Origin of the sequence: Sphingomonas sp. MA1305, from assembly GCF_016107325.1 — a bacterium.
Lineage (GTDB): Bacteria > Pseudomonadota > Alphaproteobacteria > Sphingomonadales > Sphingomonadaceae > Sphingomonas.
This window is the reverse complement of sequence record NZ_RCVT01000001.1, coordinates 1,537,306-1,555,311: the sequence shown is the minus strand read 5'-3', so window position 1 is coordinate 1,555,311 and position 18,006 is coordinate 1,537,306. Positions and strand designations below refer to the sequence as shown.

At 69.1% G+C, this 18,006-nt stretch carries 18 protein-coding genes; 11 read left to right on the top strand and 7 right to left on the bottom strand.

Features of this window, described 5'->3' with window-relative positions; all coding sequences use genetic code 11:
- Positions 1-4 precede the first annotated feature (4 nt).
- Entirely contained in the window at positions 5-2,182 is a 2,178-nt protein-coding gene (locus D9601_RS07745) for a TonB-dependent hemoglobin/transferrin/lactoferrin family receptor (RefSeq protein WP_198353239.1), read from the bottom strand.
- A gap of 289 nt (positions 2,183-2,471) precedes the next feature.
- Between D9601_RS07745 and D9601_RS07740 the strand changes: the two genes are divergently transcribed.
- The 4 genes from D9601_RS07740 (at position 2,472) to D9601_RS07725 (ending at position 8,833) form a co-directional block, all read left to right on the top strand.
- Positions 2,472-3,392 (top strand): hypothetical protein, encoded by a 921-nt coding sequence (locus D9601_RS07740; protein WP_198353238.1) that lies wholly within the window; start codon positions 2,472-2,474, stop codon positions 3,390-3,392.
- 76 nt (positions 3,393-3,468) lie between these two features.
- Positions 3,469-4,668 (top strand): glycosyltransferase, encoded by a 1,200-nt coding sequence (locus D9601_RS07735; protein ID WP_198353237.1) that lies wholly within the window; start codon positions 3,469-3,471, stop codon positions 4,666-4,668.
- Positions 4,669-4,686: 18 nt separating this feature from the next.
- Entirely contained in the window at positions 4,687-6,954 is a 2,268-nt protein-coding gene (gene parC, locus D9601_RS07730; protein ID WP_198353236.1) for a DNA topoisomerase IV subunit A, read from the top strand.
- Positions 6,955-7,153: 199 nt separating this feature from the next.
- The gene (locus tag D9601_RS07725) at positions 7,154-8,833 is read left to right on the top strand and encodes a putative bifunctional diguanylate cyclase/phosphodiesterase (RefSeq protein ID WP_198353235.1); all 1,680 of its coding nucleotides are present in this window, start codon (positions 7,154-7,156) and stop codon (positions 8,831-8,833) included.
- An 11-nt stretch (positions 8,834-8,844) separates the two neighbouring features.
- Here D9601_RS07725 and D9601_RS07720 read toward each other — a convergent pair whose 3' ends face one another.
- From D9601_RS07720 to D9601_RS07705, 4 genes are read right to left on the bottom strand one after another with little or no spacing between them, the layout of a single operon-like run.
- A complete protein-coding gene (locus D9601_RS07720) occupies positions 8,845-10,017 on the bottom strand; it encodes a CCA tRNA nucleotidyltransferase (protein WP_198353234.1) in 1,173 nt (390 codons plus the stop codon).
- Entirely contained in the window at positions 10,008-10,604 is a 597-nt protein-coding gene (locus tag D9601_RS07715; RefSeq protein ID WP_198353233.1) for a CoA pyrophosphatase, read from the bottom strand. Before D9601_RS07715 ends, D9601_RS07720 begins: the two co-directional genes overlap by 10 nt.
- Positions 10,601-11,164, bottom strand: a complete 564-nt coding sequence (locus tag D9601_RS07710) for a DUF1285 domain-containing protein (protein WP_198353232.1) — start codon at positions 11,162-11,164, stop codon at positions 10,601-10,603. Before D9601_RS07710 ends, D9601_RS07715 begins: the two co-directional genes overlap by 4 nt.
- Positions 11,165-11,202: 38 nt before the next feature.
- A complete protein-coding gene (locus tag D9601_RS07705; protein WP_443024709.1) occupies positions 11,203-11,835 on the bottom strand; it encodes a GNAT family N-acetyltransferase in 633 nt (210 codons plus the stop codon).
- Between the two features lie 35 nt (positions 11,836-11,870).
- On the opposite strand from D9601_RS07705, the gene D9601_RS07700 reads away from it, so the two are divergent.
- Entirely contained in the window at positions 11,871-12,242 is a 372-nt protein-coding gene (locus tag D9601_RS07700) for a dihydroneopterin aldolase (protein WP_198353231.1), read from the top strand.
- Here D9601_RS07700 and D9601_RS07695 read toward each other — a convergent pair.
- Positions 12,217-13,137, bottom strand: coding sequence for a hypothetical protein (locus D9601_RS07695; RefSeq protein ID WP_232473865.1), 921 nt, complete (start codon positions 13,135-13,137; stop codon positions 12,217-12,219). The two genes, D9601_RS07700 and D9601_RS07695, sit on opposite strands and share 26 nt — an antisense overlap.
- Positions 13,138-13,355: 218 nt before the next feature.
- Between D9601_RS07695 and D9601_RS07690 the strand changes: the two genes are divergently transcribed.
- The 5 genes from D9601_RS07690 (at position 13,356) to D9601_RS07670 (ending at position 16,455) form a co-directional block, all read left to right on the top strand.
- A complete protein-coding gene (locus D9601_RS07690) occupies positions 13,356-14,036 on the top strand; it encodes an energy transducer TonB (RefSeq protein WP_198353230.1) in 681 nt (226 codons plus the stop codon).
- A 65-nt stretch (positions 14,037-14,101) separates the two neighbouring features.
- The gene (locus tag D9601_RS07685) at positions 14,102-14,893 is read left to right on the top strand and encodes a MotA/TolQ/ExbB proton channel family protein (RefSeq protein ID WP_198353229.1); all 792 of its coding nucleotides are present in this window, start codon (positions 14,102-14,104) and stop codon (positions 14,891-14,893) included.
- Positions 14,894-14,985: 92 nt separating this feature from the next.
- Positions 14,986-15,462 (top strand): ExbD/TolR family protein, encoded by a 477-nt coding sequence (locus tag D9601_RS07680; protein WP_198353228.1) that lies wholly within the window; start codon positions 14,986-14,988, stop codon positions 15,460-15,462.
- A 28-nt stretch (positions 15,463-15,490) separates the two neighbouring features.
- Positions 15,491-15,919: an ExbD/TolR family protein gene (locus D9601_RS07675; RefSeq protein WP_198353227.1), complete on the top strand. Its 429-nt coding sequence runs from the start codon at positions 15,491-15,493 to the stop codon at positions 15,917-15,919.
- Positions 15,920-16,110: 191 nt separating this feature from the next.
- Positions 16,111-16,455 (top strand): tetratricopeptide repeat protein, encoded by a 345-nt coding sequence (locus tag D9601_RS07670; RefSeq protein WP_198353226.1) that lies wholly within the window; start codon positions 16,111-16,113, stop codon positions 16,453-16,455.
- A gap of 190 nt (positions 16,456-16,645) precedes the next feature.
- Here the strand turns inward: D9601_RS07670 and dcd are convergent, their stop codons facing one another.
- A complete protein-coding gene (gene dcd, locus D9601_RS07665; RefSeq protein WP_198353225.1) occupies positions 16,646-17,200 on the bottom strand; it encodes a dCTP deaminase in 555 nt (184 codons plus the stop codon).
- Positions 17,201-17,317: 117 nt separating this feature from the next.
- Between dcd and D9601_RS07660 the strand changes: the two genes are divergently transcribed.
- Entirely contained in the window at positions 17,318-18,004 is a 687-nt protein-coding gene (locus D9601_RS07660; RefSeq protein ID WP_198353224.1) for a hypothetical protein, read from the top strand.
- The last annotated feature ends 2 nt before the right edge of the window (positions 18,005-18,006 follow it).

The following is an 18,006-nucleotide window of genomic DNA, read 5'->3' as shown; positions in this document are numbered from 1 at the left end:
CCTTTCAGAAGCGATAGGTCAGCGAGGCGCTGGCGTTGCGTCCCGGCTGGGTGAAGGCGGCGGGGGGGACGTCCGCGGCGCCGGCGGGCAGGGGGCGGGGCTCGGCGAGCCCGCGTACGTCGGACCAATAGGCGTAGGTCGCATTGGTCAGGTTGAAGATGCCAGCGCGCAGCGTCAGCGCCTCGCTCAACCGGGCGAATAGGGTTGCGTCGAGGATGGTGAAAGCATCGGGCCGGAAGCAGGTGCCGGTGCACAGGCCGTCGGTGTCGTGCGCGGCCTTGCGGGCGCTGTGGGTGAGCAGCAATTGACCGCCGAACCGGCCGCGCTGCGGCTCGCGCCAGCCGATCCCCGCGACCAGCTTGAGCGGATCGATCGTCGCCAGCGGTTTGGCGATGCCGTCAGGCCCGATCTGCTCGCCTTCGGCATAGGCGATCGCCAATTGCCCGCTCAGCCCGTTGGCCGCGCGCGTCGCGAAGCGCGCCTCGGCACCGCGCACGCTGGCGCGGTCGAGGTTGATGAACTGGAACAGCGCCGGATCGCTCTGCGTGAAGCGGCCGCCGACCAGCTCCTGGCTGATGAAGTCGCGGTATCGGGCGCGGAAGACGCTGGCCGACAGGTCCACCGCCGTGCTGTCGAGGCGAAGGCCGGCCTCCACCGCCGCGCTTGTCTCCGGCCGCAGGGCGGGATTGGGGATGGAGGTGTAGCCGGAGGTCAGGTTGGAGAAATATTGATTGATCTGCCCCGGTTCGGGCGCGCGGAAGCCGCGGGCGTAGCTGGCGAACAGGCGGATCGTCGGGGCGAGTGTGGCCACCGCGCCGAGGCGCGGGCTCAGCCGGTCGCTGCTCTGTCCGGCGGTGGCGAAATTCGGCAGTAGCGGATCGCGCCGCGGCGACAGGCGGTAGGCGTCATAGCGGACGGCCGGGTGCAGGGTCAGCGGGCCCAGGCCGATCTCGTCGCCGACGAAGGCGCCGGCGAGCGTGAAATCGGTGGTCGGAAAGGCGCGGGTCGGAAAGGTCTCGCCGCGAGGCGGCACGGTGCCGTCGCGCACCCCGCGCTGGCGCAGCACGCTGAGGTCGGCGCCGGTGACCAACCGGTGCGTTATGGCACCGGTCGCAAAGCCCAGCCGCAGCTCGCCGGATGTCCCATAGACGCGGTTCTCGAAGGTGTTCAGCCGGGTGCGGCTGGGCAGCGTGCGTCGCTCTTCGGCGCTGAACTGGCGGTTGTCGGCATCCTGCACATAGGCGGCGGCGCGCGCGAACTGGATCAGGCCGCCGCCGTCATAGGTCCAGTCGAGCGCGCCGCGCCAGCGTCGGGCGGCGTCGCGCGCCTGCAGACCGGCGACGCTGGCGTTGATCCCGGTCAGCACGTCGGTGGCGACATGATGGTCGAGCACTTCCCCGGTCGCGCGCAGCCGCTGGCCGGGGGCGACGTCCCAGACCAGCTTGCCGAGCACGGCATTGGCATGGCCGGTCTGCGGGTTTGGCGCGGTGCGGGCGACGCCGGTGCCCTCGACGTCGCCGCGGTTCTTCAATGCGGCGAAGTCGCGGCGCGTATAGGCCAGCAGCGTCGACACGTCGCCCGATCGTGCCGCGACGACGGCGGACTGGCTGAATTCGGCGTCGGCGGCATTGAACTGGGTACGTACCGACCCGCCGAACGAGCATTCGCCGAGGATGTCGGCGGGGTCGCTGGTGGTGAAACTGACCGCGCCGGCCAGCCCGTCGCTGCCGTACAGCGCCGACGCCGGCCCGCGCAGGAACTCGACCGACTTGACCAGGCCGAGGTCGACAGAGTCGCCGCGTCCGACGTCCTGCGCGCCGAAGCTGAAGCCATAGGGGACGCGCACGCCGTCGACCTGGATCAGCACGCGGTTGCCGCCGATGCCGCGCACCGCGAAACCTTCATTGCCGGCGCGCCCGGTCGATCCCATCGCCGCACCGAACCGCGTCGGGGCGCGGCGGACGCTGATCCCGGGCTCGAAGCGGACGAGGTCGCGGATGTCGGTGGCCAATTCCCCAGCAATGTCCTCCGCGGTCTTGGCGGAGACGGTGACCGGCGCGTCCTGCACCGCGACCGGCGTGCGCGTGGCGGTGACGACCACGTCCCGCTGATCTCGTGCATCATCTCCCCTGGATGGCACCGGGCCGCCCAATGCCGCCAAAGCGGCCAGCGTCACCAGCATATTTCCCCCTTAAGCTATCGCAACGCAGTCGCAATAAAGCGGCGGGACGGGTCGTACAACTAGTTTTTGCGAGTCGATCGCAAGAGGTGGTAGGAACAGGATTTTTGGTCTGGCCGAACCGAGCACCGGCGCACGAACGAGTCGCTTCAGGTCCGCGGCGATGGAGTTTATTCCGGCCCGGTGTCACGGAGTGGCGATCCGCCCGGTTTCGCGGGGCCGGTCAGGTTCGCCTCGACTCCTTCAGCCGGAGTGCGTGGCGGTCTAGTCTGCCGTATCGATTTGGAGACGCATGATGCGCGTGCTGGGCGGCCTGATTCCCCTTTTGCTCGGTGCGGCGATGCCGGTGACCTCCGTGCCGCCGGAGACGTTCCGGACCTGGGGCATCCACCCCGTCGTCCCGCTGGCGCTGACGGCCGGCGGGCTGACCGTGACGGTGACCGCCACGCCCTGTCGTGAGCGGCAGCAGAACGAAGGGTGCAATAACGAAGGCGTCAGCAACCAGGCCCGGATCACCGCGACCGAGCCGGGCTTGCCGCCGTTCGATATGGTCAGCGACCGCGAAGCGTCCTACGTGCGGGTCGCCATCGTCCGCCTGTCCCGATCGGGCCGCGCCGGGGTCGTGGTGGACAATCAATGGGGCGGTTCGGCCGGGATCACCGCCGTCACGGTCATCGAGCCGACCGCCGGCGGGTTCCGGGCGGTGCCACTGACCCATCAGGGCTCGGCCGAGCTGATCGGCGAGGTGAAACTGGTTCCACTCGGTCGCCGGCAACAGGGTTGGCCAGGCCTCGTGCTGGAGGCGCCGGGCTTCAATTTCTCGCAAGTATGCAACGGCTGCGTCCGAGGAATCCCCATGGTCCTGACCCAGCGTGAGGGGCGGACCATCGACATATCCGCCGATCCCGTCGTGCGGCCCCTGTTCGCCCGCGACCTGCCGGCGCGACGCCGACTCTGCCTGTCGACGGAGACCGAGCGGAACGGCCAATGCGCCGCCTTCGTCGCGGATGCTGCGCGTCTCGGGCGGGTATCCGCCGCGTGGCGCGTCATGCTGGCCCATTACAGCCGGGACACGCCCGACTTCCCGGCCCGCCTGCGCGCCTTTCTGGTCAACGACGGCTATGTCGATCCAGCGACGGCGCAGACCCTGCCCTTGGCCCAGCCGCACGGCACCGCTGCCGACCCTTCGCGCGGCCCGCCCGGCGCGCATTAACCGGACCGACAGACATACGGCCTAAGCGGCCGGACCTGGTTGGACGCGATCGCCCGTGGGGAGCCTGGCACACGACATGAAGATCCTGGTGCTGTCCAGCCTGTATCCCAATGCGGTGCAGCGTCGGCACGGCATCTTCATCGAACATCGCGTCGCCCATCTCGCCGCGGCGGCGGGGGATGCGGTACGCGTCGTCGCGCCGCTGCCGTGGTTCCCCAGCCGGCATGCCCGCTTCGGCCGCTATGCCGAACTGGCCGAAGTGCCGGCGGCGGCGGAGCGGCGCGGCATCGCGATCAGCCATCCCCGCTATCCGATGCTGCCGCGGATCGGCATGACCGCGCAGCCGTGGCTGATGGCGGCGGCGCTCTATCCGCATCTCGCTCGGTTGCGGCAGGATTTCGCCTTCGACGTCATCGATTCCTATTATCTCTATCCGGACGGCGTCGCCGCGGCGCTGCTCGCCCGGCGGCTCGGCGTGCCCTATCTGATGACCGCGCTCGGCACCGACGTCAGCGTCATCGCCGGCTTCCGTCGCCAGCGTGCGATGATGCTGCGCGCGATCCGCGGCGCCGCGGCGGTCACCACCGTCTGCGCCGCGCTGCGCGACGCGCTGGTTGAGGCCGGGGCGCCGCCGGCGCGGCTCCACGTCGTCGAGCATGGCGTCGACCTCGCCCTTTTCCACCCGCCTGCGGATCGCGTCGCCGTCCGCGCCACGCACGGCTGGGACGGGCCGGTGGTGCTGTCGGTCGGCCATCTCGTCGACGGCAAGGGCCATGATTATGCGATCCGCGCCGTCGCCGCGTTGCCCGGCGTGCGGCTGGCGATCGTCGGCCACGGACCGCGCGAGGCGGCGCTGCGGGCGCTGATCGCGCAACTCGGCGTCGCAGACCGGGTCGCGCTGCTCGGCCATGTCGACCAGCCCGATCTGCCGGCGCTCTACGGCGCCGCCGACGTCACGGTGAATTGCTCGGACCGCGAGGGGATCGCCAACGTCCTGCTCGAATCGCTCGCCTGCGGCACGCCGCTGGTCGCGACGCCGGTCTGGGGCTCGCCGGAGGTGGTGCGCGCTCCCGCCGCCGGCCGCCTCGCCGCCGGGCGCAGCGTCGCCGCGATCCGCGACGCGCTCGCCGCGCTGCTCGCCGATCCGCCGGCCCGCGCCGCGACCCGCGCCTATGCCGAGCGCTACGATTGGGCGGAGACCGGCCGCCAGCATCGCGCGCTGATCGCCGCGGCGGTGGCGGGCGATCCCGCCGACGCTTTGACGGCGTCCGTCTAGCCGCTTATCGTTCCCGTTATGGCCACCGATTTCCAGGAGCCGCCGATCGGCGTGCTCGACGCGCCCTTCGACAGCGCTTTGTCCGAACGCTATCTCGTCTACGCGCTGTCGACGATCACGGCGCGTTCGCTGCCCGACGTGCGCGACGGGCTGAAGCCGGTGCACCGCCGCCTGCTGTGGGCGATGCGACTGCTCCGCCTCGATCCTGCCTCCGGCTACAAGAAGTGCGCGCGCGTCGTCGGTGACGTGATCGGCAAATACCATCCGCACGGCGACCAGTCTGTCTATGACGCGATGGTCCGCCTCGCGCAGGATTTTGCGCTGCGCTATCCGCTCGTCGACGGGCAGGGCAATTTCGGCAACATCGACGGCGATAACGCCGCCGCCTATCGCTATACCGAGGCGCGGCTGACCCAGGTCGCGATCGACCTGATGGACGGCCTCGACGAGGATGCCGTCGCCTACCGCCCGACCTACAACGGCGAGGAGCAGGAGCCGGAGCTGTTTCCCGGCCTGTTCCCCAATCTGCTCGCCAACGGTGCGGCGGGGATCGCGGTCGGCATGGCGACCAACATCCCGCCGCACAATGCCGCCGAGCTGCTCGACGCGGCGATCATGCTGGTCGACCGGCCCGACGCCAACGACGCGATGGTGCTGGAACACGTCAAGGGCCCGGATTTCCCGACCGGCGGCCTGGTCGTCGATCCGCCCGCGGTGATCGCGGAAAGCTATGCGACCGGCCGCGGCTCGTTCCGCATCCGCGCGCGCTGGGAGATCGAGCGCGAGAAGGGCGGCGGCTGGCAGATCGTCGTCAGCGAAATCCCCTATGGCGTCCAGAAGGGCAAGTTGATCGAGCAGATCGCGGCGCTGATCAACGAACGCAAGCTGCCGATCCTCGCCGACGTCCGCGACGAATCCGATGCCGAGATCCGCGTCGTCCTCGAACCGCGCAGCCGCACCGTCGATCCGCAGGTGCTGATGGACGGCCTGTTCCGCTTCAGCGATCTGGAGACGCGCTTCGGCCTCAACCTCAACGTCCTCGACCATGAGCGCACGCCGCGCGTCATGTCGCTGCGTGAGGCGCTGAAGGCCTGGGTCGACCATCAGTTCGTCGTCCTGCGCCGCCGCACCGAGCATCGGCTGGCCAAGATTGCCGACCGGATCGAGCTGCTCGACGGCTATCTCGTCGCCTATCTCAACCTCGACCGCGTCATCGAGATCATCCGCACGGAGGACGAGCCCAAGCAGGTGATGATCGCCGAGTTCCGCCTGACCGACCGGCAGGCGGAGGCGATCCTCAACATGCGGCTGCGCTCCTTACGCCGACTGGAGGAGTTCGAGATCCGCGGCGAGCGCGACAAGCTCGACAAGGAACAGGCCGATCTGACCACGCTGCTCGGCTCGGAGGCGCGGCAGCGTACCCGGCTGAAGCGCGACCTAGGCAAGGTTCGCGACCGCTACGGGCCGGAGACGGCGCTCGGCAAGCGCCGCACGCGGATCGAGGAAGCCGGCCCGACCCGCGATATCCCGCTGGAGGCGATGATCGAGCGCGAGCCGATCACCGTGATTCTGTCGCAGCGCGGCTGGATCCGCGCGATGAAGGGTCACGGCGATCTCGCCGCCATGAACGCAGGGGGCGCCGAGACGCTGAAGTTCAAGGAGGGTGACGGCCCCGCCTTCGCCTTCCATGCCCAGACCACCGACAAACTGCTGCTCGCGGCGGAAAACGGCCGCTTCTACACGCTCGCCGCGGACAAGCTGCCGGGCGGCCGCGGCTTCGGCGAGCCGGTGCGCGCGATGATCGACCTCGACGGGTCGGTCGGCGTCGCCGCGTTCCTCAACGCCCGGGCGCAGGAGAAACTGCTGCTCGCGGCGAGCGATGGCCGCGGCTTCATCGTGCCGGTCGCGGAGACGATCGCGGAGACGCGCAAGGGCAAGACGGTGATGACGCCGCGTACCGGTGCGAAACTGGTCGTCGTCCGCCCGGTCGCGCCGGAGGCCGATTATGTCGCGGCGGTCGGCGACAATCGCAAGTTCCTGGTCTTTCCGATCGCCGAGCTGCCGGTGATGAGCCGCGGGCAGGGGGTGCAGATCCAGCGCTTCCGCGAAGGCAGCCTGTCGGATGCCACCACCTTCGTTTTCGCGCAGGGCATGAGCTGGCCGATGGGCGGCGAGAGCGGCCGGATGCGGACCGAGGCCGATCTGTCGCTGTGGCGCACCGCCCGCGGCGCCGCCGGCCGGACGCCGCCGACCGGCTTCCCCCGCGACAATCGGTTCGTTGGCTAGCCTGCCGCTTCGTCCGCCAGGGAGGAGGCGTGCGGCGCACAGGGACGGGCGTGCCCCGTTCGCCAGACTCGCCCTCAGGTCGCGCCGATCCGCCGCCCGGTCGGCAGCGGGAGACTGGCAGCGGTGAAAACGGTTACAAAAAAGGTCGGCCGCCGACCAACTTCAGAAGCCCTTAACGAACGGCCTCTAGAATGAAGCCATGGCCACCGCCTCGACCGACGTCGTGATGCCCGAACCTGCCGAGCCGGTGACGCTCGCGCAGGACCTGGAGCTGATTCCGATCCCGGCGGTGCAGGTCGTCCGCCGCGGCGATGGTTTCGACTTCCTCGCGATCAATCGCGCCTACCGGCTCGCCGGGCTCGGCGTCGTCGCCGATCGCTCGGCGATGCTGCGTGCCTTGGCGCCGCGCATCGATGCCTTCCTGCGCTCGACCGAATTGCGCAGCGATTTCGAATGGTCGATCGGCGAGGTGATCGACTCGCGCTATTACCGCGTCACGCTGGCGCGGCCGGGGCAATCGGTGCGGGACCGCTGCCAGATCGGCTTCGTCGACCTAACCGCGCAAATCCACACCGAACGCTCGCTCCGCCGCGAGATGACCACCGACAGCTTGACCGGTCTGCCCAATCGCGAAGGCTTCAGCGACATGATCGAGGCGGTGCAGGCCAAGCGCCAGCGCCATGCCGTGCTGGTCGTCGACCTCGAACGGTTCGGCCGACTCAACGCTTGCCTTGGCGGCCTTGCCGGCGACGAACTGCTGATCACCGTCGCACGCCGGATCAAGGGCGCGCTTCGCGCCCGCGATGCGCTGGCCCGGATCGGCGGCGACGAATTCGGCGTGCTGATGGGGATCGACACCGATGGCGACGAGGCGCGGCATCTCGCCGATCGCATCCATCGCGCGCTCAGCACCCCGTTCCGGCTCAGCGATTATGAAATCGGCGTCGAATGTTCGATCGGCATCGCCCAGGGCGACGATGCGCTCGACGATGTCGAGGAACTGATCCGCAACGCCCAGTTCGCGGTGAAGCGCGCCAAGGCCGGCAGCAAGGTCGAATCCTATCAGACCCAGGCGTTCACCATCGCCCGCGAGCAATTTGCGATGGAGACGGCGCTGCGCCACGCGATCGAGGACTCGCGGCTCCGCCTGACCTTCCAGCCGATCTGCGACCTGTCGAGCGGCCGCATCGTCTCGTTCGAGGCGCTGACCCGCTGGCGCGACCATGACGGCGTCGAGCAGGAGCCGAGCAACTTCATCCCGGTGGCGGAGGAGACGGGGCTGATCCTGCCGCTCGGCCGCTGGGCGATGGAAGAGGCGGCGCGGACGCTCGCCTGGCTCGACACCGAATGCGGCGGCGATTGCGGCATGCGCGTCGCGGTCAATCTGTCGGCGATCCAGATCCAGCGCGACGACATCGCCGGTGTGGTCGAGGGCAGCCTGATCCGCCACGGCCTGTCCGGCGAGCGTTTCACACTGGAACTCACCGAAAGCGCGATCGTCAGCGATCCCGATCGCACCGCCCGGGCGATGCATGCGCTGCGCGCGCTCGGCACGACGCTGGCGATGGACGATTTCGGCACCGGCTATTCGAACCTCGCCTATCTGCAGAAGCTGCCGATCGATGTCCTCAAGATGGACCGCAGCTTCGTCACGGGCATGCTCGCCGATCGCGACAAGATGGCGATCGTCCGTGCCATCCTCAGTCTCGCCCAGGCGCTCGGCATGAAGACCACCGCCGAGGGGGTGGAGACCAACGAACTGGCGCAGACACTGGCCGCGCTCGGCTGCACTTATGGCCAGGGCTATCATTACGCCCGCCCGCTCGAGGCGGCGCAGACCCTCGCCCTGATCCGCCAGCTCCGCGCCCGCGGGCGCTGAGCCCAGCCCAACTAGGCCGACGACATCGCCGCCACTTCGGCATCGGCGATCGCCTCGACCCGCGTGGAATCGGGAAATCCCTCCGCGATCCAGCGCGTCTCGATCCTCCGCAGCGCCCTGGCGACGTCCGGGCCCTTGGCCAGTCCGCGCGCGACCAAGGCGCCGCCACCGATCGGCAGCGCCGGCGGCGTCCAGCCGTCGAGCGGGGCGACATCCGCCCCGGCGAGCAGCAGCCGATCGACGGCCACTGTCCCGCCGACGCGATAGGCGAGGGCGCGCGGCCCCTCGTCGCCCGGACCGGCGGTCGCCTGCATCAGCCGCTTGCGGTCGGCGTTGGACAGTTTCAGCCGCGCGCCGATCGTCTCCGCCGCGTCGGGTGGCACCAGCGCAGCGAGGCGACGGATCGGATCGGGGCTGATCCCCGCCGCCGCTTCGCGTGTCGCCAGCGCTCGCAGCGGTTCGGCGGACGTGATCTCCGGCAGCACCGCGCGCAGGATGTGCCGCTCGATCATCAGCGCGACGACCGGGACCGCCGCCGGCGCGATCAGCAGCTTCAGGAATTCCGCCGCGATCCGCTCGCGCGACAGCGCCATCAGATCGTTGGCGCGCGCCGCGCAGGCTGCCAGCCCTTCCGCATCGATCGCGTCGCCGAAGCGCGCGTGGAAGCGGAAGAAGCGCAGGATGCGCAGATGGTCCTCCGCGATCCGCTGCAACGGATCGCCGATGAAGCGCACCCGCCGCGCCGCCAGATCGGCGAGGCCGTCGAAATAGTCGAAGACGATGCCGCTCTCCGGATCGGCGTAGAGCGCGTTCATCGTGAAGTCGCGTCGCGCCGCATCGTCGCGCCACTGATCGGTGAAGGCGACCACCGCGTGCCGCCCGTCGGTGCTGACGTCGCGGCGCAGCGTCGTCACCTCGACCGCGCCCGACGGCAGCACGGCGGTGGCCGTGCCATGGGCGATGCCGGTCGGCACCGCGCGGATGCCCGCCGCCGCCAGCCGCGCCATGACGTCATCGGGTGGTACGATGGTGGCAAGATCGATGTCCGCCGGCGTCAGGCCCAGCAAGGTGTCGCGCACCACCCCGCCGACCAGCCGCGCCACCGCCGCGCCGCCCAGGGCGGCGACCAGCGCGTCGAAACCGTCGCGGGCGCGGATCGCGGCCAGGTCCAGCGTCACCGCCATGCCAGCCGCCGCGACAGGTTGACGATCATCGCCGCCGTCGCGCCCCAGATCCGCCGGTCTTCCCACAGGATCTCGTAGAAATGCCGCATCCGCCCCTGCCATTCGACGCTCGCCTCGCGATGGTTGGCGGGGTCGAGCAGGAAGGCGAGGGGCACTTCGAACACACTCGCCACCTCCGCCTCGCTCGGCCGTAGCGGCAAATCGGCGGGCACCGCGGCCAGCACCGGCGTGACGGTGAAGCCGGTGATCGTGCGATAGGTGTCGATCGTGCCGATCACCGTCGCCCGTTCGCGCGGCAGGGCGATCTCCTCTTCCGCCTCGCGCAGCGCCGCGGCGATCGCGGTCTCGCCCGGGTCGAGCCGGCCGCCGGGAAAGGCGACTTGGCCGGCGTGGCGCCGCAACGTCTCGGTGCGCTGGGTCAGCAGCACCCCCGGTTCCGGCCGGTCGGTCACCGCGACCAGCACCGCCGCCGGCGTCAGCTCATGGTCCTCGCGCGTGTCGAGCTCGCGGGCATCGCCGGTCAGCAGCTCCGGCGTCGCGTCGCGGCGCGCGGCCAATGCGGCGTGCAGCCGCTCGACCAAAGTCATGCCGCGGCCAGTGGGAAGAAGGCGCCGCCGCTCCACACGCCGGGCGTGTCGCCGCCGTCGGCGAGCCCGCGCTCGACCAGTTCGTAATAGACCGGCCGGGCGACCAGCGCCTCCAGTCCGCCGCGCACATGCAGATAGGGGCGCGGCGACTCCGCATCGCCGGCGACGCGCAGCGGATGGTCCGGTCCGGCCGTGACGAAATCGCCGGTGTTGAGCCGGAACGCCAGCCGCGCGTCGCGTCCGATCCCTTCCGCCTTCATCTCGACCGCGACGAACGGCGCGTCGTCGACCGCGATGTCCAGCTTCTCGACCGGCGTGACCAGCACATAGCGGCCGTCCGGCTCGCGCCGCAGGATGGTCGAGAACAGCCGCACCATCGCCGGCCGACCGATCGGCGACCCCTCGTGGAACCAGGTGCCGTCGGCGGCGATCCGCATCGCGCTGTCGCCGCAATGCGCGGGGTTCCACTGCTCCACCGGGGGCAGCCGCCGCTGTTCGGCGAGGGTGGCGATCTGCGCCAGCGACAGGGACGCGAGGTCCGGCAACTCCTCCATCGGCATGGCCGGCAGGTAGGGGCGCCGGGCCGCGCCGTAAAGGTTCAGCGCGGTGCCGCGCGCAGTTCGCCCGTCGTGGCGGGCACGGCCGCGCCCTTGGCGAGCAGCCGCCGCGCCTCGAACGGGCCGGGCAGCCGCCAGCCGCCGGTCCGTTCCGCGGAAAAGCCGAAGAAGCGGCCATAATATTCCGGATCGCCGATCAGCATCAGCGCCCCGTCCAATCCGCCCTCGTGCGCGGCGCGCAACGCATGGGTCATCAGCATCCGACCTATCCCGTCGCGCTGCCGCGCCGGCTCGACCGCGACGGGGCCGATCATCACCATGGCGTGGATCGCACCGTCGTCGGCGGCAAGCACCACCGGCCAGCATTGGATCGTGCCGATCAGTTGCCCATCCTCGACCGCGGCGATGCTGAGCGCGGCGATCGGCGCGCTCTCGCCGCGTACGCGATAGGCCGTGCGCGCGTGGCGGCCGGGGCCGAAGGCGCGATCGAGCAGCGCCTCGACCATCGGCGCGGCGACGCTGTCGAGCGGCACGAAGGCGACGGCGGCGGCGGGCGGGGGCAGGGTGGCGGAGGCGGTCACGGGCAGGTCCTTTGCGCGGCGCGCATGCGTCGGCGCCGCGCCGAAGGCAAGCGGGAAAAGGTCGCGATCGGGCGCTTCGACGGCAACGGCCATTGCCGCGCCCTCGTTGCGGGCCTAGGGCGCCCGCCATGCACGACACGCTTCAACTGGAGGTCCATGACCTCGAGGTCCAGGTCCTCACCGGCATCTATTCGGAAGAGACGCATCTGCCGCAGCCGCTGCGTATCTCGCTCACCGTCGACCTCGTCTGCCCCGACCGGTTCGCCCCGGATACGCCGCTCAGCGCGTCGAAGAACTATCTCGACCTCAAGCATGCCGCGACCAGCGCGCTGCCGCCCGGAGTCCATTTCACGCTGGTCGAGGCGGTTGCGGACCATATCTGCGAAACGCTTCTGCTCGGTGACGCGCGGGTGCTCCGCGTCGCGGTGAAGATCGTCAAGCTCGCCATCGCCGAGGCGGGCGAGGCGATCGGCATCACATTGGTGCGTCACCGCCGCTGAGCGGACGTGTATCGCCGCCGCGCCGCCGCCCGCAGGGGCCCAGCGCGTCGAGCACGAAGCGGTAATCCTCCTGCGCCAGCGTCGCGTCGGACGGCGCGAGCGAGGCGGTGCTGCGTGCCGGCAGCATATGGGGCAGGCCGCAGGCGAGCCGATACCACAGCAAGGTGTCGCGCGCCGGCGGCGCTGCCGCTTCATCGACGATCTCCGACAAAGCGACGGCCCAGCGCGGCTGCTCGCCGGGGCGGCGCAACACCGACAGGGACACCGGCGCGCCGTTGGCGGTAGTCAGGAACACCTGCGTCTCGCCCTCGCCGGGCAGGGCACCAGGCACGTGGAAGGCGTTGCCGATGCCGGTGATGACCGGCGGCGCGTCCGCGGCGACCAGATCGCGGGCGATCTGGCGCACGCGTGCGTCGTTGCCGGGGGTCCAGGGAAGCTGCGCGTCGCGCGCGACGAGCTGGATCTGGCCCGGGGTTCCCGGCACCGGCCGGGCGAAGACCAGCACCCGTGCCTTCTTCAATCGCGGCAGGTCGCCGTTCGTATCGGGAGCGACATCGACCAGATAGCCGATCCGCGGCGGGATGCCGCCGGCGCCACGGACCAGGGCGGTGACGTCGGCCTCGACATAGAAACGCGCCCAGCCGGGCGGCACGGATGCCGCGTCCGCACCCTTCAGACGGCTCGCCGAGCGGATCGTCGCATCCGCGATCACCGGCGCGTCGAGGATCAGGTCGGTCATGTCCGCATAGCCGATGGTCGGCGGCGCCATCGGCGCCGAGGCGACCCCGGCATACTGATTCGCGCGATCAAGATTTTGCGCTCGAATCATGGCGGAATTGGGGAGCAGGGCGGCGAGGGCCGCGACGGGGAGGACGAGGCGAACGGCCGGATTCATAAGGCTTCCTCTAAGGATGTGCGTCTGAACGATACAGAAATAAAAGTGTCGCGTAGCGATTGTACGTTTGTTGCGTCCGACAAAGCGTTTGCGTGTGGAGTGGCGTGGCGATAGGACAGGAGCCACTGCCATAGCGCGGCGTAGGCCGCGGCAGGGACTGCACGTGTTTTCCCCCCGGGACACGTGGTTGTCTGAGAATTAGGGAGTGTCGTTGCTGAATGGCCTATGCTGACCAGAAGATGTCCGGTGGCAGGGTGGTCGCGATCGTCATCGTCGCGCTGATCCATGCTGCACTGGGCTATGCCTTCGTCACTGGTCTCGCGACCAATTTCGTGAAGAAGGCCCAAGAAAAGCTTAACACGTTCGACGTGGAAGAGCCGCCGCCCCCGCCGCCGGATGAGCCGCCGCCGCCGCCGCCGGATACGCCGATGACGCCGCCGCCGGTTGTCTCGCCGCCGCCGATCGTCCAGAATCCGAATCCGCCGCCCGTGGTGATTCAGACGGTGACGACTCCGCCGCAGTCGATCAACCTGACGCCGATCGCTGCGCCGCCGGCGCCGCCGGCGCCGCCGGCCGCTCCGCCCGCCCCGCCGCGGGTGGCGACGCCGGTCAGCCCGCGCGGCAACCAGGGCGACTGGTTCCCGCAGGACAGCTATCCGCCCGCGGCGCGTCGCGCCGGTGCGGAAGGCCGGGTCAGCGTGTCGGTGACGATTGGCACCAACGGTCGTGTCACCGCCTGTTCGGTGACCTCGTCCAGCGGCAACTCGGACCTCGACAACGCGACGTGCAACCTCGCGAAGCGCAACGGCCGGTTCAATCCGGCCAAGGATCCGAGCGGCAATCCGATCGAATCCACCTATGCGCTGCGCGGCGTGCGCTGGCAGCTCGAGAACGAATGATCTTCGCGGCGGCCCCGCCGATACGGGGCCGCCGACTAGCAAATTGAACGAGAGGGATTACTCACATGCTCACCACCATCCTCGCGGCGGGCGGTACCGCAGCCGCCGAGAACCAGTTCGGTCTGCAGCAGGCGCTGAAGGAAGGCGGCCTGATCTCGCAGTCGGTGTTCTCCATCCTGGTCCTGATGTCGGTCGTTTCCTTCTACATCCTGTTCTCGAAGCTCTTCGAGCAGCAGAAGATCCTGAACCAGGCGAAGCGCGTCCGTCAGGGCTTCTGGCAGTCGAGCAACCTGCGTGAAGGTTCGGCCAAGCTCGAGAAGAACTCGGCCTACAAGCAGCTCGTCGACGACGGCCTGCAGGCGCAGGACCAGCACGCCAAGCTGACCGATCCGGTCGAGGCGCACGACTGGCTGCACGGTTCGCTCGCCCGTTCGGAAGCGGCGATCAACTCGAAGCTGGGCGGTGGTCTGGCGTTCCTCGCGACCGTCGGCGCGACCGCACCGTTCATCGGTCTGTTCGGCACCGTGGTCGGCATCTACCGCGCGCTGATCAAGATCGGCGCGTCGGGCGATCCGTCGATCGACAAGGTCGCCGGCCCGGTCGGTGAGGCGCTGATCATGACCGCGCTTGGTCTGGTCGTCGCGGTTCCGGCCGTGCTCGCCTACAACTGGCTGCAGCGCCGCAACAAGTCGATCGCGGAAGACCTGTCGGCCTTCTCGAACGACGTGCTCGGCTACCTGGCTTCGGGCGGCAACGTCCGTCCGTCGATCGCCGGTGCGGCTCCGAAGGCGCCGGTGAAGCCGGCGGCTGCGACCACGACCGCCGGCCAGGCCGGTGGCGTGCAGACCCGCGCGTAAAACAAAAGGGGCGGGGCGGCGTCGTGCCGCCCTGCACCCCATGGTCGGCTCGATCAGGCGCCGGCCGAAAGAATGGATAGGATGAATCGCGCATGGCGATGAGTGCTGGCGGGGGCGACCCCGAGAAACCGATGTCGGACATCAACACCACGCCCCTCGTGGACGTGATGCTGGTGCTCCTGATCATCTTCCTGATCGCGGTCCCGGTCGCGATTCAGACCGTCAAGGGCATCAAGCTGCCGCAAGTCCGCTTCGACCCGACGGTGACCAAGCCCGAGAACGTATCCCTCTCGGTATCGACCAAGCCGGACGGCAGCTGCGCGGTCTATTGGGGCACGGCGCCGGTGACCAGCAAGGAACTGCTGGACCGTGCGGTCGCCAAGCTCAAGGCCGAGATTGACCGCCAGGGCGGCCCGGGCAACCCGGCGCTCGAACTGCCGGAAGCGCATATCCGCGGTGACGTGAACACCCCGTATCGCTGCATCGGCGGTACGATCTTCACGATGCAGCAGGCGGGCTTCGCGCGCGTCGGCTTCATCTCGCAGCCGCCCGCCGGCGGCGGCGCGTAAGCTGCGGCCAGGACTGGAGTAGACCCGCATGGCAATGAGTGGTGGCCGCGACGACGGCGAGCCGATGATGGAAATGAACACGACGCCGTTGATCGACGTCATGCTCGTGCTCCTCATCATGTTCATCATTACCCTTCCGATCCCGACCCACGCGGTCAAGGTCGACCTGCCGGTCAACGACCCGCGGCAGCAGAAGCCGCCCGTTGATCCGCAGAAGAACAAGATCTCGATCGATCCTGCCGGTACGGTGTCGTGGAACGGCACCCCGGTCGATCAGGTCACGCTGCGCCAGTATCTCGATCAGGCAGCTGGCATGAACCCGGAACCGGAGCTGCACTTCCAGCCCGATCCGACCGCCAAGTACGAAAAGGTCGATGAGACGCTGGCGATCATCAAGCGCTCCAACGTGACCAAGCTCGGCTTCATCGGCAACGAGCAGTATCGCAACGACTTCTGATCGATCCCGATCAGATATCGCTTCCAGGGCGGTCCCGTGAGGGGCCGCCCTTTTCGTATGGGCCAGACGCCGGCGAACCGCCGTCCGTCGCCCGACGCACCAGCTTCGGCGGTTGCGTGCTTGTCTCCAAAGTGACACGTTATTGTCACAAAAATGAAACCTGCCGCGACGGTAGGAGAGGAGATGATGCCATGACGACCAGGATGATGACGATCCTTGCCTGCGGCGCCGCGCTGGCGACCCCGGCGCTGGCGCAGGATCGTACCGGCTATCAGGCCATTGCCGCGGGTGACTATGCCGCTGCTGCCCACACGCTCGAAGCGGAGCGGCGGATATTCCCCGATCGCCCGGAACTGATGCTCAACCTTGCTGCGCTGTACGGGCGGGCGGGGCGAACCGGCGAAGCTCGCGCGCTCTATGGCGCGGTGATGGAGCGTCCGCAGGTTGCGATGGACATGCCCGACGGAACCGTGCTCTCGTCGCACGACGTCGCCGCACGCGGCCTGGCGAAGCTGACGGCGCTCGCCGCCCGCTGATCGACGCTGTCCTACAAGAGCGGGGTGTGCCACAGATGCACGCACCCGCTCTTTGTCATGGCGATCCTAGAACCAGCCGCCGTTGGCGGGGGGGGGGGGGAGATTCCCTGTTCAGGCGTCAATTCTGTCAAGACTCGCCGATATTCGACCGTCGTTCAGCGGCTTGGAACCTTCGCTGGAAGCTCGCGGCTCACAGCTTGGGCAGGGTCACCCCGCGCTGGCCCATATATTTGCCCGCCCGGTCGGCATAGCTGATCTCGCACGGCTCGTTGCCCTGCAGGAACAGGAACTGGCAGGCGCCCTCGTTGGCGTAGATTTTTGCGGGAAGGGGCGTGGTGTTGGAGAATTCGAGCGTGACATGCCCCTCCCAGCCCGGCTCGAGCGGCGTGACGTTGACGATGATCCCGCACCGGGCATAGGTCGACTTGCCCAGGCAGATGACCAGCACGTCGCGCGGGATGCGGAAATATTCCACCGTCCGGGCCAGGGCGAAGCTGTTCGGCGGGATGATGCAGACATCGGTCTTGCGGTCGACGAAGCTGTTCGAGGCAAAGTCCTTGGGGTCGACCAAGGCATTGTCGACGTTGGTGAAGATCTTGAACTCGTCGGCGACGCGCGCGTCATAGCCATAGGACGACAGGCCGTAGCTGATGCAGCCGTCGCGGCGCTGCGCCTCGACGAACGGCTCGATCATCGCCTGCTCCTGTGCGGCGCGGCGGATCCAGCGGTCGGACAGGATGGACATGGGCGCAAATCTCCGAGGCGAACCGTGCGCCTCTTCGCCGGAATGGGCATCGAGGGCAAGCATGCGCCGGTCGCCGATCGCTGCTAGCCTCGCGGGCCGAGGCAGAGGAGAGGTAAGATGCGGATCGATGCGTCGCGGGCTTGGGGCGGCTATGCCGCGGTAATGACCGGCATGGCGGCGTGGCTCGCGCTCGGCGGCGCGGCGGAGGATCGCGCCCGGCTGTCGGTGCTCGACGTCGAACGGATCAACGTGCGCGAGCCCGACGGCAAGCTGCGCATGGTGATCGCCAGCAGCAAGCGCATGCCCGGCATCATCATCGACGGCCGCGATCACCCGCACCCGACCCGGACGGAGGGCGGCATGCTGTTCTACAATGACGAGGAATCGGAAAATGGTGGTCTGATCTTCGACGGCCGGATCAGGAACGGCCAACCGACCAACGGCGGCAGCCTGACCTTTGACCGCTGGCATCAGGATCAGACGGTGCAGATGTTCACCGACGAGAAGGGGGCGGAACGGCGCGCCGGCGTCATCGTCAACGACCATCCCGACGGGCCGATGGACATCGCCGCGACGACGCGGGCAATGGCGCTGCCCGAGCCGGCACGCAGCGCCGCCTTCCGTCGCGCCAATGTCGGGTTCCAGCAACGCGCCTATCTCGGCCGCAAGGCGGACGGCTCGTCGCAACTCGAGCTCGGCGATGCGGCCGGCCGGCCGCGGCTCCGCCTGCAGGTCACCGCCGATGGTCGACCCAGTGTCGCCTTGCTGGATGCCGGTGGCCGGGTGACCCGGACGATCGAGTGAGG

Bases quoted from the DNA above. Each gene is read 5' to 3' on its own strand.
- D9601_RS07745 (WP_198353239.1), bottom strand. From the start codon at position 2,182: ATGCTGGTGACGCTGGCCGCTTTGGCGGCATTGGGCGGCCCGGTGCCA.
- D9601_RS07740 (WP_198353238.1), top strand. From the start codon at position 2,472: ATGATGCGCGTGCTGGGCGGCCTGATTCCCCTTTTGCTCGGTGCGGCG.
- D9601_RS07735 (WP_198353237.1), top strand. From the start codon at position 3,469: ATGAAGATCCTGGTGCTGTCCAGCCTGTATCCCAATGCGGTGCAGCGT.
- parC (WP_198353236.1), top strand. From the start codon at position 4,687: ATGGCCACCGATTTCCAGGAGCCGCCGATCGGCGTGCTCGACGCGCCC.
- D9601_RS07725 (WP_198353235.1), top strand. From the start codon at position 7,154: ATGGCCACCGCCTCGACCGACGTCGTGATGCCCGAACCTGCCGAGCCG.
- D9601_RS07720 (WP_198353234.1), bottom strand. From the start codon at position 10,017: ATGGCGGTGACGCTGGACCTGGCCGCGATCCGCGCCCGCGACGGTTTC.
- D9601_RS07715 (WP_198353233.1), bottom strand. From the start codon at position 10,604: ATGACTTTGGTCGAGCGGCTGCACGCCGCATTGGCCGCGCGCCGCGAC.
- D9601_RS07710 (WP_198353232.1), bottom strand. From the start codon at position 11,164: ATGCCGATGGAGGAGTTGCCGGACCTCGCGTCCCTGTCGCTGGCGCAG.
- D9601_RS07705 (WP_443024709.1), bottom strand. From the start codon at position 11,835: ATGGCCGTTGCCGTCGAAGCGCCCGATCGCGACCTTTTCCCGCTTGCC.
- D9601_RS07700 (WP_198353231.1), top strand. From the start codon at position 11,871: ATGCACGACACGCTTCAACTGGAGGTCCATGACCTCGAGGTCCAGGTC.
- D9601_RS07695 (WP_232473865.1), bottom strand. From the start codon at position 13,137: ATGAATCCGGCCGTTCGCCTCGTCCTCCCCGTCGCGGCCCTCGCCGCC.
- D9601_RS07690 (WP_198353230.1), top strand. From the start codon at position 13,356: ATGGCCTATGCTGACCAGAAGATGTCCGGTGGCAGGGTGGTCGCGATC.
- D9601_RS07685 (WP_198353229.1), top strand. From the start codon at position 14,102: ATGCTCACCACCATCCTCGCGGCGGGCGGTACCGCAGCCGCCGAGAAC.
- D9601_RS07680 (WP_198353228.1), top strand. From the start codon at position 14,986: ATGGCGATGAGTGCTGGCGGGGGCGACCCCGAGAAACCGATGTCGGAC.
- D9601_RS07675 (WP_198353227.1), top strand. From the start codon at position 15,491: ATGGCAATGAGTGGTGGCCGCGACGACGGCGAGCCGATGATGGAAATG.
- D9601_RS07670 (WP_198353226.1), top strand. From the start codon at position 16,111: ATGACGACCAGGATGATGACGATCCTTGCCTGCGGCGCCGCGCTGGCG.
- dcd (WP_198353225.1), bottom strand. From the start codon at position 17,200: ATGTCCATCCTGTCCGACCGCTGGATCCGCCGCGCCGCACAGGAGCAG.
- D9601_RS07660 (WP_198353224.1), top strand. From the start codon at position 17,318: ATGCGGATCGATGCGTCGCGGGCTTGGGGCGGCTATGCCGCGGTAATG.